This window comes from Maritimibacter sp. HL-12, assembly GCF_900177545.1.
In the GTDB taxonomy this organism is placed as follows: domain Bacteria; phylum Pseudomonadota; class Alphaproteobacteria; order Rhodobacterales; family Rhodobacteraceae; genus Sinisalibacter.
The window spans coordinates 40,485-58,336 of the sequence record NZ_FXBQ01000001.1; the positions used below are offsets into that span (position 1 = coordinate 40,485).

Here is a 17,852-nt window from a genome sequence, read left to right on the forward strand (position 1 = left end):
GGCGTATCCTAGAGCGGCCCGGCCTGACGCAGAACCGCAGGCCGCATCGCGGCGAAGGCAAGCATGAAGATCAGAACCGCTGCCGTCACCGACAGCGGCAGGCCAAAGACATCCACCGCACCGCCGATGAACAACGCGCCGATCGCCGGGCTCGACCGCGCGATCAGCCCGTGCACGCTCAGGGCCCGGCCACGCATCTCGTCGGGGGTGCGCAATTGCACGAAGGTCTGGGTCAGGATCATTCCGCGGGCCATGAACAACCCGACCGCAAAAATGAAGGCCACCGCGGCCCAGGGCGCAACGACCCATCCGAACCCCAGCCCCGCCAACGCCGCGACCGCCCATGCGCCTGTCGCCCCACGCATCATCGCCCCGTCGGAGCGGCCCCGCCCCAACGTCAACCCCGCGAGCACCGCGCCGGCCGCCATGCTCGATGTCAGAAGCGCCAGCCCGGTCACGGTATCGGCAAAACTGCGGGCGGCGAAGGCGGGGAGCAGTTCCGACATCGACCGCACGAGCACACCGCCCAGAAGGTTGGTTGCCAGCACCAGGCGCAGAGCCCGTTCGGACAGCAGAAACCGGAACCCGTCCGCGATCTGGGCCAGAACCCCGCCCGGAAGCGGGCGGTGCTCCCGCGGCAGAAGCGTGATCCAGCCCATGACCAGAACGTAGACCACGGTCACGACGGCATTGCCGAAGAACACCCAGGCGACGTCGAGATGAACGATCATCGTCGCCGCCACCGCCGGCCCGACCAGCCGGGCCAGGTTCGACTTGATCGAGTTGATGGCCACCGCCGGCCCGACGTCGGCGCGCGGCACCAGTTCCTGCACCAGCGCCAGCCGCGCCGGCTGGGCCAGCGACGTGACAATGCCGCTCAACCCGATCAGCCCGATCAGAAGGCCTAGCCCGATCATCTCCTGCCAGATCAGGACCGCAAGCACCGCCGACAGGATCGCCGTCGCCGTCTGGAACACGCGGTTGACCGTCAGCCGGGGCCAGCGGTCGGCCAGAACCCCGGCGAAAGGGCCGATCACCACCACCGGCGCCAGATCGGCCATCGCCAGCACGCCCAGCCAGAAGCCCGATTCCGTCCATTCCCAGACCAGCCAGCCGGCGGCGATCCGCTGGCCCCACGACCCTGTCAACGACAGGAAATTCGCCGCCGAGTAGCGCGCGAAGGAGCCGCGGGTCAGAAGCCGGATGGTCGGATGATCGCGCCAACGGTCTCCGCTGTTGCCCGCATCGGTCTCAGACATGCGCGCACCCCGGCCGCAAAACGGCGTTTTGGCCTTGGCGGGGCAACACGGCGAACAATGGGACCACCCTCCTCGGGCACATGGTATTTCCTCCGGCATCCGGCGTGGCGCCTGCCGCTGCGCCCGACCATCGCAGCGGAAAGCTGTCTTGACGTATCGTGAATACGATTGTATCCGAATGGATGCAATGTCAAGCCACCTGCCAGGAACGACCCGCCAGAAGCCACGAGGATTGAGCACCCGCACCCGATGACCCAAGAGCCCGAAGACCAAGGCAACCAGTCGCATTGGCAAAGCGCCTATGAGCGGCTGATCGACGAGATCCGGCTCGGCAACTTCCTGCCGGGCGCGCGCCTTCGCGAAACCGACCTCGCCGCGCGGCTGGGCATTTCACGCACCCCCGTGCGCGAGGCCATCCGCAGGCTGGAAGCCGACGGCCTTGTCGAACACCAGCCGCGCCAGGGTGCCACCCTGCGCCGGCTCGGCCACGCGGAGGTGACCGAGTTGTACGAGATGCGGGTCGTTCTCGAATCCACCGCCGCCCGCCTGGCGGCGCGTGCCGCGTCGGATCTGGAACTCGCCGAGCTTGACGAGATCAACGACGAGATGACCGCCGCAACCGATCCGGTGCTGATCGCCCGGGCGAACCGGCAGTTTCACGCGACTCTTCTGAATGCCGCGAAGAACCGGTTCCTGCGGCGGGCCATGACCGGGTTGCGGCGCACCGCGCTGGTGCTCGGACGCTCGACGCTGCTCGATCCCGACCGGATCGCCGCCGCGGCGGCAGAACACGCGACCCTGCTCGCGGCGCTGCACCGGCGCGACGAACCGGCCGCCGAAGCCGCCATGCGCGCGCATATCGAGGCCGCCCACCGCAGCCGGTTGCGCCAGTTGCGCGAAACCGGGCTGACGGATGATGTCGAGGGCTGGGGCATCGAGAATGACTGACTACGATGTTGTCATCGCCGGCGGCGGCAATGCCGCGCTGTGCGCCGCGATCGAGGCCGCCGAACTCGGTGCCCGGGTGATCATCCTCGAAGCCGCGCCAAAACACATGCGCGGCGGCAATTCGCGCCACACCCGCAATTTCCGCTGCATGCATTCGGGGCCGTTGTCTGTGCTGTCCGACAGCTACGACGAGGACGAGTATTTCGACGACCTGCTGCTCGTGACCGGCGGCGCGACCGACCCGGAGCTGGCGCGGCTTGCCATCCGCGAAAGCGAAGCCTGCCTGCCCTGGATGGAAAGCCAGGGCGTGATCTTTCAGCCTTCGCTGTCCGGCACGCTGTCGCTGGGCCGCACCAACGCGTTCTTCCTCGGCGGCGGCAAGGCGCTGGTCAACGCCTATTACGCCCGGGCCGAGGATCTGGGCGTCGCGATCCGCTACGACACCCCTGTCACCCACGTGCACATCGAGGATGGCCGCTTTCGCTGGCTCGAACTGGCCGACGGCAGCCGCGTCACGGGCCGCGCCGCGGTGCTGGCCTCGGGCGGCTTTCAGGCCGATCTCGACTGGCTGACCCGCGCCTGGGGGCCCGCGGCTGCGAATTTCCTGATCCGCGGCACGCCCTACAACCGCGGCGTGGTGCTGCGCGACATGCTCGACCAGGGCGCGCGATCGGTCGGCGACCCGACCCAGTGCCATTGCGTCGCGATCGACGGGCGCGCGCCGAAATTCGATGGCGGCATCGTCACCCGGCTCGACTGCGTGCCCTATGCGCTGGTGGTCAACCGAGACGGCGAGCGGTTCTACGACGAGGGCGAGGACGTCTGGCCCAAACGCTATGCGATCTGGGGGCGGCTGGTGGCCGCCCAGCCCGACCAGGTCGCCTATGCGGTGATCGATTCCAAGGCGCGCGGGCTGTTCATGCCGACGGTGTTTCCCCCGGTCGAGGCCGACACGCTCGAAGGTCTGGCACAGGCCATGGGCCTGCCGGGCGACGCGCTGAGCCGGACGGTCGACCGCTACAACGCCGCCTGCGGCACCGGCACGTTCCGGCCGGGCGAGCTTGACGGGCTCGCAACCAGCGGGCTGGAGCCGCCGAAGACCAACTGGGCCCGCCCGCTCGATACCCCGCCCTATTTCGGCTATGTCCTGCGCCCCGGCGTGACCTTCACCTATCTCGGCCTCAAGGTCTCGCAGAGCGCGCGGGTCGAAGGCAGCGCGGGCGCGCTGGAGAATGTCTGGGCCGCTGGCGAGATCATGGCCGGTTCGATCCTTGGCCAGGGCTATCTCGCCGGGTTCGGCATGACCATCGGCACCGTTTTCGGCCGCATCGCGGGCAAGGAGGCCGCGGCCCATGCCCTATGACACCAAACCCGTCCCGCCGCCTGACCTGCATCGCGAAGCCGCGCGCCAGCTTCAGATCTGCAACGCCTGCCGCTATTGCGAAGGCTATTGCGATGTCTTTCCCGAATTGTTCGCCCTGCCCGAGGTCGGCAGCGGCGACGCCGTCCGGCTCGCCAATATCTGCCACAATTGTCGCGGCTGCCACTACGCCTGCCAATACGCGCCGCCGCATGAATTCGCTTTGAACTTGCCCGGCGTGCTGGCCGATCTGCGGCAGGACAGTTGGGAACGCCACGCCCGCCCGGCAGCCCTGGCCCGCGTTTTCCACCGGAACGGACTCGCGGTGGCGGCCGCCCTTGTCGCCGGCTTTGCCGCGCTGATCGGCGCGCTGACCGCGCTTCGTCCCGAATCCGGCACCGGCTTCTATGCCTGGCTGTCGCACGGCGCGATGGTCGCGATCTTCCTGCCCGCCTTCCTGGCGCCGCTGGCGGTTCTGGCGCTGGGCCTGCGCGACTTCTGGCGCGAGATCGGTGGCGGCCGCCCGACACTGGCGGACTGGCGGCGGATGCTGGCCTCGGTTGCCAGTTTGAGCAACCTGTCCGGCGGCGCCGGGCAGGGCTGCAATTTCGAACGCGAAGAGCGCTATTCCCAGGCCCGCCGCCATGCCCACCAAGCCACCCTCTGGGGCTTCGTGATGTGTTTCGGCGCGACATCGGCGGGAACGCTGATGCATTACGGCTTCGGGCTCGAAGCCCCCTACGGCCTGCTCAGTCCGCCGAAACTTTTGGGCGTGCCGGGGGGGATCCTGCTCTGCCTCGGCACCGCCGCGCTGGCATGGCTGCGCCTGCAGGCCGAGCGGCAACTCGGCGCGCGCGGCGTCTGGGGCGGCGAGATGGCTTTCGTGCTCTTGCTGTTTCTGGTCTCGGCCTCAGGGCTGGCGCTCTACGCAGCGAGCGGAACAGGCGCGGTTCCCGCGCTTCTGGCGCTTCACTTGGGCGCGGTGCTGACCTTCTTCCTGCTCACGCCCTACACGAAGATGGTGCACGGCTTCTATCGCATGGCCGCGCTGCTCGCCCGGCGCGTCTAGGCGGGGGCCGGTCTGGGCCGACCCCGACGCGGTCCCCCTCAATACTGTCTTGGATCGTGATCAGGTCATTCCCGTCGCAAACCGGGGTTCCCCGGCCGATGTTCTGCTTGAACGCGATCCTCGAAGGGATCGTGCGCGTCGCACAAAGGTCTCTCGTTCTGGAGCGTGTTGATCCCCGAAAGCCTGACCCCTTCGCCTTCGGACTTCTTCGTACATCGTGGCGCTTGCACCGCTCCGGCTGCCGTTCGTCCTTCTGCAGCGTGACGCCGAAGGGAGATTGCGCCGTCATGGCCGTTGTTGCAGGCTCCGAAACATGAAAAAAATTATTGCCCTCTGGTCCGGCGACCTTGCCCTCGATGAAGCCTTCTGGACATGGACGATCACGGTGGGTTTGCTGGTCAACATCGTCACCACCCTCCTGTTCCTGATGCTGATCATCCAGGACCAGCCGCTGGTCGCGGTGCTGATCGGCTACGGTCTCTCGGTGCCCTACAACATCCTCGCAACCGTCGGGGTCTGGCGTTCGGCCGATCGCTACGACGGGCCGCCGCGCCATGCGGATCTGGCACGTATCGTGACCGTGATCCTGATGGCGGGCCTGACGCTTCTTTGAGACCTGCGCCGTATCGCAGCCCGAAGGTCGTCCCAGGGTGGCGTCGGGTACTCAGGGACCTGGCGCATCGGCAGTCGCCACCTCCTCCTGCGCGCCCATCCCGCGCAACAGGCTTCGCAGGGCATCCGACCCGGCAATCATCCGCTTCATCCCAGGCGACCCGAGCAGCATGACGGTTTCGTCATGGCCGGGATCCTTGCGCAGCGTGGCAAGGATGACAGGCACCTCGTCGAGCGTTTCCGTAGGTTTGGCGACCACCGCCGGGCGATGACGATAGTCGATCGGCGCGACATCGGTCCCGAGAACCACGAAATCCCGCAGGAAGGCGCTCACGTTCACCAACAGACGCGGCTCGCCTTGCTCATCCTGCCAAACGATCCACTTGTTCCGCGGCGCGGCCAGTTTGTGGATAAGGGATCGTCCTGCCCGCGGTCGAGTGCGGGAAAAACCGGGCGATCCCCATCGAAGGGCAGTTGCACGACGCTGCCCGGGTCGAGAGGTTTGCCCTGATCCTGCACCACGAGGTCGTCGAGCGCGAGGAAATTGATCGCCCCGATCGCTTCCACGCGCCCCACCTCGCTGTCGTCTTGCACGGCGTGGCGGCGCAGGATGTTGCGCAACTCGCGTTCACGGAACCGGGGCACGCTTTCGGTGCCGACCCATGTGTCAAGCAGCAGGGCCGTGGGCATTGTGATAGGCCAGAGCAAGATGCGGTAGATCCACGGGACCGGCGCGAAGATCGCGACCGCCCGCATGGCATTACGCAAAAAACAGGCCTGCGGACCGATCTCGCCCAGCGCGGTGATGACGACTGTGGAAAAGAAGAAGGCCAGCGCGCCGCCATCGCCGAAACCGCCAGCATGGTCAGAGGCACGTTGATGGTGACATTACCTGTCATGATCTCACGAGCAGGAACGGCGGTGCAAAAGTCGGCCACGTTAGCGGCGGGATGAGCCTGCTGCGGGCGGCATAGAAGTCGTCCACCTTTACCCATTCCGGTGGCAAGGAGGGTGGGAGGATTTTCACCGTGGACTTTTTCCGTAAAGTGCGACTGGCCTGTGCCGAGGGGATGAGCCAGCGCGAGGCGGCGCGGCATTTCAACATCTCGCGCGACAGCGTGGCCAGGATGATGGCGTTCCCGGTTCCGCCCGGATATCGGCCGGCGGCCCCAGTGAAGCGGCCGAAGCTGAATTTCACCGGGAAAATTGACGGCTGGCTGGAAGGTGATCGGGAGGTTCATCGCAAGCAGCGCCACAGGGCGAAGCGGGGGGTCGCGCGGCTGCGCGACGAGCACGGGTTCACCGGCGGCTACACGATCGCGAGGATACCAGCGCGACCGGGAAGACGGCTATCGGCTGGGCGGGATGGACGTTCAGACCGCGATGCTGCGCCAGGTCCGAGATGCGATAGACAGCATCGAGGCCGGCCTGATCCAGCCCACCGCCAAGCCGGAAACTCGCAAGCCGCTGCCCGCCGCTGCGCCGCCCGAGACGCGCAAGGAACCCGCCAAGGGCGTGCCGAGCGCCGCCCGGCGCATGATCGAGGTGCTCGATACCGACCCGCCGATCAGGATGTCGTGGCCGGTGCTGTGCGGCTATCTCGGGATCAAGGCGCGCGGCGGGAATTCCAACGCCGCTCGAAAGTGGCCCAGGAACCACGGCAAGGTGATCGAGTCCAACAATCTGGTGCAGATCGCGGCCCCATCATCGCAGGCGCCGACGCCGCGCGAGCGATACCTGACCGTGGACGAGATCCACCGCCTGCTCGGGGCCGCCAGCGCGCCGCACTTCAAGTTGGCGCTCCAGCTACTTCTTGGCACTGCGGGCCGCGTTGGTGCCGTGCTCGAGCTCACGTGGGACCGGATCGACTTCGAGCGCGGTGTGATCAACCTGCGCAAGCCGAGCGCGGCGACCCGCAAGGGCCGGTCGATCGTGCCGATGAACGGCGGATTGAGGGCGTCCCTCGCCACGGCCAAGGAGGCAGTGCTGAGCGACTACGTTGTGGGGTATTCGGGGAAGAAGGTCGGTTCGACCCGCAAGGGCTTCGACAACGCGGTTCAGCGCGCCGGCCTGTCGGATGTCACCATTCACACGCTGCGCCATAGGGCAGCGGTGCATCTGGACTCGAACAGTGTTCCGATCGAGAAGGTTGCCCAATATCTCGGGCATTCGAATGCCGCGATCACCTATCAGACCCACGCGCCCTATGCGCCCGAACACCTGACGGAGGCCGCGGATATCCTTGATTTTTTGAGGATCAGCGGAGTCTCGTAGGTTCAACGAACCGGGGACCACTTCGCAAACTGGCGGTCCTGAAAGAATAGGTCAACGTGAAACAAGGGGTGACGTGGTGGGTGATGAGGGACTCGAACCCCCGACATCTTCGGTGTAAACGAAGCGCTCTACCAACTGAGCTAATCACCCGTGGACGCGGTGTTACCCCCGGCCCCGCACGAGATCAAGCCTCCAGCCGGGTCATCACCCCGTCGCGGATGTGCCAGACGATGCCCTGCCCGCCCGGCAGGCGCGAAACCCCCGCGATATCGAGGCCGAGCACCTGCCCGCGCAGCACCGCCGACACCATGCCATGCGCGACGATCACCGTCGGGCGCGCTGGTCGGCAAGCCAGCCGGCAATGCGCGCGTTGAAGGCCTCCCAGGTCTCTCCGCCGGGGGCATGAAAGTGCCAGGGCAGCGGCCCTTTGCGCGCCATGACGTGCGGCCAACCGGCCCACAGCTCGGCGTCGGTCCTGCCTTCGAAATCGCCAAGCCCGATCTCGCGCAGCCGGTCGTCCACCACCGGCGTGCGGTCGTCCACCACCGGCGTGGCGATGCCGTCGAGCGCGATCGCGGCGGTGGTGCGGGCCCGGCCTTGCGGGGAAACCTGGAAGCTGGTCCCCGGCGCAAGGCACCGGCCCGCAGGATCGTGTTCTGGTCGGCGGCCTGCCGGCGACCACGCGCGGTCAGCGGGCTGTCGCGCCCGCCCTGCTTGCGGCCTTCGGCGTTCCACACGGTCTCACCGTGGCGCAGGATCCAGAGTTCGGGGTAAGGCATCGGCCGAAAATGAAAACGCGCCGGACAGGACCAGCGCGGTTAAAATGGTGGGTGATGAGGGATTTGAACCCCCGACATCTTCGATGTGAACGAAGCGCTCTACCACTGAGCTAATCACCCGACGCCCGGGGCTTTTAGCCCTACTCCGCTGCCTCTGCAAGAGGGTCTTTGCCGGTGGGCGCGGGCTTTTTGCGGCGCAGTTTGCAGACCACCAGATCGCCGTCGGGAAGGGTTTTCCGGCGTTGCACCTTGAGCGTGCCGAAGGGCTGGATCTTGACGCCCTCGCCTTGGGTGATCGCCGCGCCGAGTTCTTCCAGCACCGCGTCCATGACAATCCGCGCATCGCTGCCCTTGACCCCGGCAGCGCGTTTCCTGACCCGTTCGAACAGCGCCTTCTTGGTCATCAGCGAAAGCGCCACGGGGGCCGCGTCACGCTCTGGCGCGCCGATTGGCGCGGTGTCGGCAACAGCTTTCGGCGCAGCCACCGGCGCGGATGCGCCCGGCGTCGCCGTGGCTGGCTTTTTCGCGGTGGTTGTCTTTTTCGCTGTCGCCGTGGTGGCGCGGACGGAAGCTCTGGCAGCCGTCGGCTTCTTTGTTGTCATGATACCGCCTCAATGCACTTTGTTTGTGGAAATGTTTCTCCAACGGCGACAGTAGCCGAAAAAGTGCAATGAATCCAGCCCTGCAACCGAGGTGCGGCATCGTTGCAAAAAAGCAGGCGCGCCCTCGCGGGGGCGCGCCTTGTTGGTGCCGGCAAGGCCGGTTTCGCGTCAGTGCGCGACCTGCCCCGGCTTTTCGCTCTCGCCCTTGAGCGCCGCCGCGGCGGCCTCTTCGGCGGCCTCGTCCCACTCCACCGGCTCGGGGGTTCGCACCAGGGCGCGGGCCAGCACGTCGCGCACATGCGCGACCGGGATGATCTCGAGCCCCTGCTTGACGTTGTCGGGGATCTCGGCGAGATCCTTTTCGTTTTCCGCCGGGATCAGCACCGTCTTGATCCCGCCGCGCAGCGCCGCAAGCAGCTTCTCCTTGAGCCCCCCGATCGGCAGGACGTGACCGCGCAGGGTCACTTCGCCGGTCATTGCGATATCCTTGCGCACCGGGATCTGCGTCAGCACCGAGACGATGGAGGTGACCATGGCGACACCGGCACTCGGCCCGTCCTTGGGCGTGGCGCCCTCGGGCACGTGAACGTGGATATCCCATTTCTCGAACTTCGGCGGCTTCACCCCGATCGCGGGCGCAATCGAGCGCACGAAGGAACTGGCGGCGTCGATGCTTTCCTTCATCACGTCGCCGAGCTTGCCGGTGGTCTTCATCCGGCCCTTGCCCGGCAGGCGCAGCGCCTCGATCGACAGCAGATCGCCGCCGACGCTGGTCCAGGCCAGCCCGGTGACAACGCCGATCTGGTCTTCCTGCTCGGCCAGCCCGTAGCGGAACTTGCGCACCCCGAGGAAGTCTTCGAGGTTGTCGGGCGTGACCTCGACCGATTTCACATCGCCGCGCACGATCAGCGTCACCGCCTTGCGGGCGCATTTGGCGATATCGCGCTCGAGGTTCCGCACCCCGGCTTCGCGGGTGTAGTAGCGGATGATGTCGGTGAGGGCTGCGTCGGTCATGACGAACTCGCCCTTCCTGAGCCCGTGGTTCCTGATCTGCTTGTCGATCAGGTGCTGGCGGGCAATCTCGCGCTTCTCGTCCTCGGTGTAGCCCGCGAGCGGGATGATCTCCATCCGGTCAAGCAACGGCGACGGCATGTTGTAGCTGTTGGCCGTGGTCAGGAACATCACGTTCGAGAGGTCATATTCGACCTCGAGGTAATGATCGACGAAGGTGCCGTTTTGTTCGGGATCGAGCACCTCGAGCATCGCGCTGGCCGGATCGCCCCGGAAATCATGCCCCATCTTGTCGATTTCATCGAGCAATATCAGCGGGTTGGTGGTTTTCGCCTTCTTCAGCGCCTGGATGATCTTGCCCGGCATCGAGCCGATGTAGGTGCGCCGGTGGCCGCGGATCTCGGACTCGTCACGCACCCCGCCAAGCGAGATCCGGATGAACTCGCGCCCGGTCGCCCGCGCGACCGACTTGCCCAGCGAGGTCTTGCCCACGCCGGGCGGGCCGACGAGGCAGAGGATCGGGCCTTTCAGCTTGCGCGACCGCTGCTGCACCGCGAGGTATTCGACGATCCGCTCCTTGACCTTCTCAAGCCCGTAGTGGTCGGCGTCGAGCACCTTTTCGGCGTTGCCGAGGTTCTTCTTCACGCGCGATTTGACGCCCCACGGAATGCTCAGCATCCAGTCGAGATAATTGCGCACCACGGTGGCCTCGGCGCTCATCGGGCTCATGTTCTTGAGCTTCTTGATCTCGCCATCGGCCTTGTCGCGCGCCTCCTTCGAGAGCTTGGTCTTGGCGATGCGCTCTTCCAGCTCGGCAACTTCGTTCTGGCCCTCGCCATCCTCGCCAAGCTCGCGCTGGATCGCCTTCATCTGTTCGTTGAGATAATATTCGCGCTGGGTCCGCTCCATCTGGCTCTTGACCCGCGTCTTGATCTTCTTCTCGACCTGCAGAACGCTCATTTCGCCCTGCATCAAGCCATAGATCTTTTCCAGCCGCTGATCGAGCGCGAGCATTTCCAGAAGCTCCTGCTTCTGCGCCACCTCGACACCGAGATGACCGGCCACCAGATCGGCCAGCTTGGCGGGCTCGACGGTTTCCGAAACCGCGGCAAGTGCCTCCTCGGGGATGTTCTTCTTGACCTTGGCATAGCGGTCGAACTCTTCATGCACCGACCGCGTCAGTGCCTCGACCGTCGCCTCGTCACCGGTGGTTTCCTCCAGCCGCTCGGCCTCGGCCTCGAAGAATGCCTCGTTCTCGATATACCGGGTGATCTTCACCCGCGCCTGGCCCTCGACCAGCACCTTCACCGTGCCATCTGGCAGCTTGAGCAACTGCAGCACGTTGGCCAGCACGCCGACGCGGTAGATCGCATCGGTGCCCGGCTCGTCGAGCGAGGGATCGATCTGGCTGGCGAGAAGGATCTGCCGGTCTTCGCCCATCACCGCTTCAAGCGCCTTCACGCTCTTTTCGCGGCCAACGAAGAGCGGCACGATCATGTGCGGAAACACCACGATATCGCGCAGCGGCAGGACCGGGTGGGATTGGTTGAGTTGCTCGGTCATTTTTTTTCCTTGTGTTCGGCAGACGAACCCGCCCCGCGTATCGGCAACGAGGCCCGCCTCCTGTTCGCTGGCTGATAAGGTGGGGCGTAGCCCCGCCGGTTTCAACCGCGCCGGTGGTTTGTTCCATACTGCCCGCCCGCGCGCGCCCCGGCAAGGGCGCCGGCAGGCGAAACCGCTTCGAATTGGAGATGGTCACAGGGGGACATGGGCACGGGATTTCAGGATCCCCCGGCAAGCGGCACCGATCACAACCGCTCGATATCCCCCTCGGCGCGCAGGGCGTGAAATTCGGCCTCGAAGGTGGCGAATTCCCCTGCCGCGATCGCCGCGCGCATGCCTGCCATCAGGTCTTGGTAATACTGCAGGTTGTGCCAGGTCAGCAGCATCGAGGATATGATCTCGCCCGACCGAAAGACGTGATGCAGGTAGGCGCGGCTGTAGCTGCGGCACGCCGGGCAGGCGCATTCCTCGTCGAGCGGGCGCGGATCGTCGGCGTGGCGCGCGTTCTTGATCGCCACCGGCCCGCGCCGGGTCCAGGCCTGGCCGGTGCGCCCCGATCTCGTGGGCAGCACGCAGTCCATCATGTCGACCCCGCGCTTCACCGCACCGACGATATCGTCGGGCTTGCCCACGCCCATCAGGTAGCGCGGGCGATCCTCGGGCAGCATGTCGGGCGCAACGTCGAGCACGCCGAACATGGCCTCCTGCCCCTCGCCCACCGCCAGCCCGCCGATGGCGTAGCCGTCAAAGCCGATTTCCTTCAGTTTCTCGGCGCTTTCGGCGCGAAGTTCAGGCGTTACACCACCTTGCTGAATGCCGAACAGCGCGTGCCCCGGCCGGTCGCCGAAGGCCGCCTTCGAGCGTTCCGCCCAGCGCATCGAAAGCCGCATCGAGCGGGCCACCACCGCCTCGTCGGCCGGCAGCGCGGGGCATTCGTCGAAACACATCACGATGTCGGAGCCGAGCAACTTCTGGATCTCCATCGACCGTTCCGGCGTGAGACTGTGGCGGCTGCCGTCGACATGGCTTCGGAAGGTCACCCCCTCCTCGGTCAGCTTGCGCAACTCGGCAAGGCTCATCACCTGGAAGCCGCCCGAGTCGGTCAGGATCGGACCCGACCAGTTCATGAACCGGTGCAAGCCGCCGAGCCGGTCGATCCGCTCCGCGCCGGGGCGCAGCATCAAATGGTAAGTGTTGCCGAGCAGGATGTCGGCCCCCGTGGCCGCAACGCTCTCGGGCATCATCGCCTTCACCGTGGCCGCCGTGCCCACCGGCATGAAGGCAGGCGTGCGAATCTGCCCGCGCGGGGTCGAAATCACCCCGGTCCGGGCCTTGCCGTCGGTTGCGTGAAGGGCAAAGGAAAAACGGTCGGGCATGATAGTCCTCATCTGACCCGCCGGTATTGGCGCATGTTCGCCGACACCTCAAGGGGCGGCGTCATTCGCGCGCCAACACCAGGGCTTGCACGCCGTCCGGATCGGCGATCCAGCGCACCGGGTAGCGCGCGGCGAGCGCCTCACCCGCGGTCCAGGCCCGCGCGACCGGGGGATCGCTTCGCGCAAGAACCCGAGCAAACCGCCAGTCATCCAGGGCCGCCACGCCCTGGCGCGCCGCCACCAGCGCCGCGATCACCAGTTCGCCGTCTTCCACCCGCACCCGGTCCACTTCCGGGCCCGCGTCCCAGGGCTTGAACAACAGCTCGTCGAGCGTCACCGGACGCCCGCAGCAGCCCGCGGGCGGGCGATAATGAACGACCGTGGGCAACTCAGCCCCGCCCCGTCCGAGCATCGGCGCGTGGAGCGGCACCTCGCGGCGGATATGCGGCGAAACCTCGCCCATCGCCCCCGCCGCGTTGGCAAGGTAGAAACCGAAGCTGATGCAGCCGCCACCCTCGAACCGCCCCGGGTCCAGCATCAGGCCGAATTTTTCGACCGGCGCATCTGGATGGGTGAGAAAGCCGGTGAGGGCCCGCCGAAGCCCCGCGCAGCCATCCCGGCTCACCTCGACCGCGGTGACGATCCCGCGGCCGGCCTCGAGTGCCTCAAGGTTGGCGATCCGGTGTTCCCCCTCCGGGTAGAGCTTGCCATCGGTATAGGTCGACAGCGCGGCGACGAAGCCCCAGCCTTCGCGCAGGAGCCGGAACGCCTCCGGCCCGTTCGCGCCGCTCATCGAGGTCATCCCCCGGTGGCGCCCGCATTGCCAGCCGACGATGGTATGGCCGATCTTGGTGTCCATGCCCGGGCTCAACGCCGCCTTGAGGAAGGATCTGCGCGCCGCCTCCGGGTCGGAAAGATCCAGCGGGTAGCGGGTCGGAAGAAACGCCATGATCACGAAGTCGCGGTCGCGGGGCAGCCCGAGCCTGTCGAGGTAACGCGGCCACTGCGCCGCTTCATAGGGGGCAAGAACATCTTGCCGGTCGGGATCGGCAAGGGGCGCGTCGGCGTATCGGTCATAGAGCGCGCAGCCCCCCAACAGCGCCGTCACGAGCACCAGCAGCCTCAGCCCCTTGCGCCAGCCGACACCCGAAGGTTTCACACGACCGCTCTGCGCTCCCATGGTCCCCTGATCCCGATTTCCTGCCGCAATCGTCGCCAATTCCCCCGCCGCACACAAGGAAACTCGACATGCGCGCGCAATATTTCCGCTGGATTGTGGCAGGGCCATCGTGCGACCCACGGGACTGTCGGCGCACGATTCGATCCGCCCGGAAAGGAAGGGCCATGAGCCACCGCGATTTCGAGAAGACAACCACCCCGCGGCTGCAATTCGGCTGGGAGGAATGGCTTGCCCTGCCCGAGCTTGGCGTGCCAGCGATCTGTGCCAAGGTCGATACCGGGGCGAAAACCTCCGCACTGCACGCCTTCGACATCGAAACCTTCGGGCCCGCCGCGCGGCCCAAGGTGCGCTTTACCGTCCACCCGATCCCGGGCCGCGAGGATCTGGTGATCCCCTGCTCGGCCGCGATCATCGACCGCCGCGAAATCACCTCGTCGAACGGCGAGAGCGAAAGCCGCTACGTGATCGAGACCATGCTGGAGGTCGCCGGGCACCGCTGGCCGATCGAGATCACGCTGACCAACCGGGCGCAGATGTCGAGCCGGATGCTGCTCGGGCGGCAGGCCCTGCTCGACCATATCACCATCGTCGCCACCGACCGCTTCCTGCAACCGCAACTGAGCTACGATGTCTACCACAGCGCCAAGATGCGCGAGGCCCAACCCGCCCGGGCGCTGCGCGTGGCGGTGCTTTCGCGCGAAGACAATTATTCCACCCGCCGGCTCGTCGAGGAAGGCGAGGCGCGCGGCCATACCGTCGAGGTGATCGACACCGCCCGTTGCTACATGGCGATCAACGCGCTGGCGCCGGAAGTGCACTACGACGGCAAGCGCCTGCCACGCTATGACGCGGTGATCCCGCGCATCGGCGCTTCGATCACGCCCTATGGCACCGCGGTGGTGCGACAGTTCGAAACCATCGGCACCTATTGCGTGAACGGCTCCTCGGGCATCACCGCCAGCCGCGACAAGCTCTATGCCCACCAGCTCATGGCCAAGGCCCGTATCGGCATGCCCCACACCGCCTTCGCCGCCTCGCCAAAGGACACCGGCAACCTGATCGGCCTCGTCGGCACCGCGCCGCTGATCGTGAAACTGCTGGAGAGCACGCAAGGCAAGGGCGTTGTGCTGGCCGAAACCAAGAAGGCCGCCGAGAGCGTGATCTCGGCCTTCCGGGGCCTCAAGGCGAACTTCCTGGTTCAGGATTTCGTGAAGGAGGCCGCCGGCGAGGATATCCGCTGCCTGGTGATCGGCAACAAGGTGGCGGCGGCGATGAAACGCTCGGGGGCGGAAGGCGAGTTCCGGTCCAACCTGCACCAGGGCGGCACCGCCAAGACGGTGCGGATTACCAAGGAAGAGCGCGAGGCCGCGTTGAAGGCGGCACGCGCCTTCGGGCTCAACCTCGCCGGGGTGGACCTGCTGCGCGCAGAGGACGGGCCGAAGGTGCTGGAAGTCAATTCCTCGCCCGGTCTCGAAGGCATCGAGACCACCTCGGGCAAGAACCTCGTCGCCCGGATCTACGACGAGATCGAACACAAGGTGCGCCCGACCCCGGTGCGCAAGCGCAAGCCGCGCTGACCGCGGGCAGGTTCAGCCCCGTTCCAGCACCAGCGCCGCGGTGCCGCCCGGATCGGCGATGCGCCGCACCGGGTAGGCGCTGGCCCAGCCAAGCCCATATTCTGCCGCGGGGCCAATCACCGGATCGTCGCGCGACATCATGCGGCGGAAACGCCAGTCGTTCCCGGCGGCCACGCCCACCCGCGCCCATGTCATCGCCGCGAGAATCGCCTCGCCGTCGGGCACCGTGACCACGTCGAGCACCGGGCCTTCGTCCCAGCGCGACGCGAGCAGACGGAGCACGCCCAGCCGGGCCGGCGAATGGCCCGGCGCGCGGTAGGCCTGCACCCCGTTCGGCACCGGATCGCGCGCTCCCAGTTGCACCGCCCGCAGCGGCTTGTCGCGCAAGGCCAGCCCCGGCAGGCGCGGCAGCATCCCGCCCGCCGCCGCCACGTCGAGGCCGAAGGACAAACAGCCGCCACCGTCGAAATCGTCAGGCGCACGCAACAGCGAGTAGTTGCGCTGCGGCTGCGCCGGGTGGCTGGCAAAACCGGCAACCCGCGCCTGCGCGGCGCGGCAGTCGCGCGGGCTCACCTCCGCCGCCAGCACCGTGCCGCGCCCGGCATCGAAGGCCCGAAGCTGCTGCGGCGGGTTGGCATCGAGGGCGACAAGTTCGCCGTCTTCGAAGGTGGAGAACACCGGCGTCAGGCCCCAGCCGTCCAGCAGCATCCGTTGCCCCTGTCGCTCCTGTTCCCCGGTCATCGACACCAGCCCGCGCACCCCGTCGCATTGCCAGCCCACCATCAGATGACCGATGGTGGTGCCCGCCTCCATCGCGCCGAGTTGGTCGAGCATGGTGCGCAGAAGCGAGAACCGGGCGCGCTCGGGCGTGCTGATGTCGATCCGGTTGGCCGGCGGCAGGTAGGCGAGCACGAGGTAATCGCGCCCCCGTTCCAGCGCGAGGCGGTCGAGAAAGGCGGGCCAGTCGCCCTCGAAGGGGGCGAGCGCACCGGAACTGGACACCACCGGCAGCACCGGGTCGCGCGCCGCGGGGCGGGCACATCCGGCGAGGAGAACGACGATGCAAATAAGCAGCGCCGCCCGCACCCTCACGCGCCGGCCACCATCGCGTCGAGCTTGGCGGCGCAGTCGAAATCCGCCGCGCTGAGCCCGCCGACGTCATGGGTGGTGAAGGTCACCTCGCAATAGCCCCAGCCGAAGGCGATATCGGGATGATGGCCCTCGCGGTCGCCGAGAAAGGCCGCGGCATTGGCCAGCATCACGGCCTTCTGGAACCCCTTGAAGGCGAAGCGGCGGGTGAGTTTGTCGCCCTCCAGCCGCCAGTCTTCGTGCAAGGTGCCGAGCCGCGTCGTCGCCTCGCCCTCGTCGATTTTTTCGGCCATGTCGGTCTCCCTGTCAGGACGCCGCACGCGCCTCCGGGTAGAGCGGCGCGAACAATCCCAGCGATTGCGCCTTGCGCACATCGGCGAGAAGATCGCGCCCGGCTGCGGCGAACAGCGTGTCGATATCGTCCAGAACGTAGTAGAGCGGCTGGTGGATGTCGATCCGGTACGGCGTGCGCAGGATGTCGATCACGTCGAATTCACGACGCTTTGGCTCATCCGACAGGCTCCACGGCAACTCCGTCGGGCTCGACGCCAGCCCCGAGCCGAGCGCCTTCAGCGCGCCCGCCTCGCGGGTCAGGCCGAACTCGATGGTGAACCAGTAGAGCCGGATCAGCCAGGCGTAGTCCCCCGGGCCCGCACGCAGCCCCGCCTGCCCGATCGCTTCGGTGAAGGCGGCGAATCGCGGGTCGGTGAGCAGCGGCGTATGGCCGAAGATCTCGTGGAAGATGTCGGGCTCCCGGATGTAGTCGAAATCCTCGCGCGAGCGGATAAAGGAGGCGGCCGGGAAGGCCCGGTCGGCCAGGAGCGAGAAGAACCGCCCGAACGGGATCAGCGCCGGCACCGGCTCCACCCGCCAGCCGGTGCGCGCCCGCAGAACCGCCGAGACCTCGCCGGCCTGCGGCACCCGGTCGCGCGGCAGGTCGAGCCGGGCCAGCCCGTCGAGATAGGGCCGGGCCATGTGTTGCGCCACGTTCGGGGCCTGCTGCGCATAGAGATCGCGCCAGACCGCGTTTTCCGCCTCGGTGTAATGAATATGCCCCGTGGAATCGGGGTGTTTGGCCTCGTAGGCACTGGACTTGGCCATGATGTCCTCCCTGTTCGCATGGTCTGTCGGCAGGATATCGCGGATGCGGGGG

The 17,852-nt window shown here is 66.9% G+C and carries 19 protein-coding genes, 2 tRNA genes and 2 pseudogenes; 7 read left to right on the forward strand and 16 right to left on the reverse strand.

Annotated features, from left to right (window positions below; translation table 11 throughout):
- Positions 1 to 8: 8 nt before the first annotated feature.
- On the reverse strand, positions 9 to 1,259 hold the full coding sequence (locus B9Y97_RS00200) for an MFS transporter (protein ID WP_176224253.1): 1,251 nt from the start codon (positions 1,257 to 1,259) through the stop codon (positions 9 to 11).
- 249 nt (positions 1,260 to 1,508) lie between these two features.
- Here B9Y97_RS00200 and B9Y97_RS00205 point away from each other — a divergent pair, with 249 nt between their 5' ends.
- From B9Y97_RS00205 to B9Y97_RS00220, 4 genes are all read left to right on the forward strand, one after another.
- Entirely contained in the window at positions 1,509 to 2,207 is a 699-nt protein-coding gene (locus tag B9Y97_RS00205; RefSeq protein WP_085528016.1) for a GntR family transcriptional regulator, read from the forward strand.
- Positions 2,200 to 3,570: an FAD-dependent tricarballylate dehydrogenase TcuA gene (gene tcuA, locus B9Y97_RS00210; protein ID WP_085524874.1), complete on the forward strand. Its 1,371-nt coding sequence runs from the start codon at positions 2,200 to 2,202 to the stop codon at positions 3,568 to 3,570. The genes B9Y97_RS00205 and tcuA overlap by 8 nt, the downstream gene beginning before the upstream one ends.
- Positions 3,560 to 4,636: a tricarballylate utilization 4Fe-4S protein TcuB gene (gene tcuB, locus B9Y97_RS00215; RefSeq protein ID WP_085524875.1), complete on the forward strand. Its 1,077-nt coding sequence runs from the start codon at positions 3,560 to 3,562 to the stop codon at positions 4,634 to 4,636. The genes tcuA and tcuB overlap by 11 nt, the downstream gene beginning before the upstream one ends.
- A gap of 313 nt (positions 4,637 to 4,949) precedes the next feature.
- On the forward strand, positions 4,950 to 5,249 hold the full coding sequence (locus tag B9Y97_RS00220) for a hypothetical protein (protein ID WP_085524876.1): 300 nt from the start codon (positions 4,950 to 4,952) through the stop codon (positions 5,247 to 5,249).
- Positions 5,250 to 5,300: 51 nt separating this feature from the next.
- Here B9Y97_RS00220 and B9Y97_RS00225 read toward each other — a convergent pair whose 3' ends face one another.
- The 3 genes from B9Y97_RS00225 to B9Y97_RS18045 form a co-directional block, all read right to left on the reverse strand.
- Positions 5,301 to 5,588 (reverse strand): hypothetical protein, encoded by a 288-nt coding sequence (locus B9Y97_RS00225; protein WP_085524877.1) that lies wholly within the window; start codon positions 5,586 to 5,588, stop codon positions 5,301 to 5,303.
- Positions 5,585 to 6,082, reverse strand: a complete 498-nt coding sequence (locus B9Y97_RS00230; protein WP_085524878.1) for a DUF21 domain-containing protein — start codon at positions 6,080 to 6,082, stop codon at positions 5,585 to 5,587. The genes B9Y97_RS00225 and B9Y97_RS00230 overlap by 4 nt, the downstream gene beginning before the upstream one ends.
- A gap of 61 nt (positions 6,083 to 6,143) precedes the next feature.
- A complete protein-coding gene (locus B9Y97_RS18045; protein ID WP_176224254.1) occupies positions 6,144 to 6,446 on the reverse strand; it encodes a hypothetical protein in 303 nt (100 codons plus the stop codon).
- Between B9Y97_RS18045 and B9Y97_RS18265 the strand changes: the two are divergent.
- A pseudogene (locus tag B9Y97_RS18265) lies at positions 6,367 to 6,573 on the forward strand (IS21 family transposase); the annotation flags it as partial. The gene B9Y97_RS18045 and the pseudogene B9Y97_RS18265 sit on opposite strands and share 80 nt — an antisense overlap.
- Positions 6,473 to 7,522 (forward strand): site-specific integrase, encoded by a 1,050-nt coding sequence (locus tag B9Y97_RS00240; RefSeq protein ID WP_254900814.1) that lies wholly within the window; start codon positions 6,473 to 6,475, stop codon positions 7,520 to 7,522. The pseudogene B9Y97_RS18265 and the gene B9Y97_RS00240, both read left to right, overlap by 101 nt.
- Positions 7,523 to 7,596: 74 nt before the next feature.
- On the opposite strand, the gene B9Y97_RS00245 is transcribed toward B9Y97_RS00240, so the two are convergent.
- The 9 genes and pseudogenes from B9Y97_RS00245 to B9Y97_RS00275 all read right to left on the reverse strand — a co-directional run bounded on the left by B9Y97_RS00245 (position 7,597) and on the right by B9Y97_RS00275 (position 14,033).
- A tRNA-Val gene (locus B9Y97_RS00245) sits at positions 7,597 to 7,672 on the reverse strand.
- Between the two features lie 34 nt (positions 7,673 to 7,706).
- Positions 7,707 to 7,850 (reverse strand): hypothetical protein, encoded by a 144-nt coding sequence (locus B9Y97_RS18050; RefSeq protein WP_176224255.1) that lies wholly within the window; start codon positions 7,848 to 7,850, stop codon positions 7,707 to 7,709.
- Positions 7,847 to 8,095, reverse strand: coding sequence for a histidine phosphatase family protein (locus B9Y97_RS18270; protein WP_254900957.1), 249 nt, complete (start codon positions 8,093 to 8,095; stop codon positions 7,847 to 7,849). The genes B9Y97_RS18050 and B9Y97_RS18270 overlap by 4 nt, the downstream gene beginning before the upstream one ends.
- Positions 8,096 to 8,211: 116 nt before the next feature.
- Positions 8,212 to 8,301: pseudogene (locus B9Y97_RS18275) on the reverse strand (phosphoglycerate mutase family protein); the annotation flags it as partial.
- A gap of 45 nt (positions 8,302 to 8,346) precedes the next feature.
- Positions 8,347 to 8,421, reverse strand: a tRNA-Val gene (locus tag B9Y97_RS00255).
- A gap of 20 nt (positions 8,422 to 8,441) precedes the next feature.
- Positions 8,442 to 8,903 carry an HU family DNA-binding protein gene (locus tag B9Y97_RS18235; protein ID WP_085524880.1) on the reverse strand — a complete coding sequence of 154 codons (462 nt, stop codon included), beginning with the start codon at positions 8,901 to 8,903 and terminating at the stop codon, positions 8,442 to 8,444.
- 168 nt (positions 8,904 to 9,071) lie between these two features.
- Positions 9,072 to 11,477, reverse strand: a complete 2,406-nt coding sequence (lon, locus tag B9Y97_RS00265) for an endopeptidase La (protein WP_085524881.1) — start codon at positions 11,475 to 11,477, stop codon at positions 9,072 to 9,074.
- Between the two features lie 245 nt (positions 11,478 to 11,722).
- Positions 11,723 to 12,853: a tRNA guanosine(34) transglycosylase Tgt gene (tgt, locus tag B9Y97_RS00270; protein WP_085524882.1), complete on the reverse strand. Its 1,131-nt coding sequence runs from the start codon at positions 12,851 to 12,853 to the stop codon at positions 11,723 to 11,725.
- A gap of 61 nt (positions 12,854 to 12,914) precedes the next feature.
- Positions 12,915 to 14,033 (reverse strand): hypothetical protein, encoded by a 1,119-nt coding sequence (locus B9Y97_RS00275; RefSeq protein ID WP_085524883.1) that lies wholly within the window; start codon positions 14,031 to 14,033, stop codon positions 12,915 to 12,917.
- Positions 14,034 to 14,197: 164 nt separating this feature from the next.
- On the opposite strand from B9Y97_RS00275, the gene rimK reads away from it, so the two are divergent.
- Positions 14,198 to 15,610 (forward strand): 30S ribosomal protein S6--L-glutamate ligase, encoded by a 1,413-nt coding sequence (rimK, locus tag B9Y97_RS00280; RefSeq protein WP_085524884.1) that lies wholly within the window; start codon positions 14,198 to 14,200, stop codon positions 15,608 to 15,610.
- Between the two features lie 12 nt (positions 15,611 to 15,622).
- Here the strand turns inward: rimK and B9Y97_RS00285 are convergent, their stop codons facing one another.
- Genes B9Y97_RS00285 through phhA form a run of 3 tightly spaced genes read right to left on the reverse strand, consistent with a single transcriptional unit; the run spans position 15,623 to position 17,800 of the window.
- Entirely contained in the window at positions 15,623 to 16,702 is a 1,080-nt protein-coding gene (locus B9Y97_RS00285; RefSeq protein WP_139828177.1) for a hypothetical protein, read from the reverse strand.
- Complete coding sequence (locus tag B9Y97_RS00290; RefSeq protein WP_085524886.1) at positions 16,699 to 16,992, reverse strand: 4a-hydroxytetrahydrobiopterin dehydratase; 294 nt, start codon at positions 16,990 to 16,992, stop codon at positions 16,699 to 16,701. Before B9Y97_RS00290 ends, B9Y97_RS00285 begins: the two co-directional genes overlap by 4 nt.
- A 13-nt stretch (positions 16,993 to 17,005) precedes the next feature.
- Positions 17,006 to 17,800 (reverse strand): phenylalanine 4-monooxygenase, encoded by a 795-nt coding sequence (phhA, locus tag B9Y97_RS00295; protein ID WP_085524887.1) that lies wholly within the window; start codon positions 17,798 to 17,800, stop codon positions 17,006 to 17,008.
- Between the last annotated feature and the right edge of the window lie 52 nt (positions 17,801 to 17,852).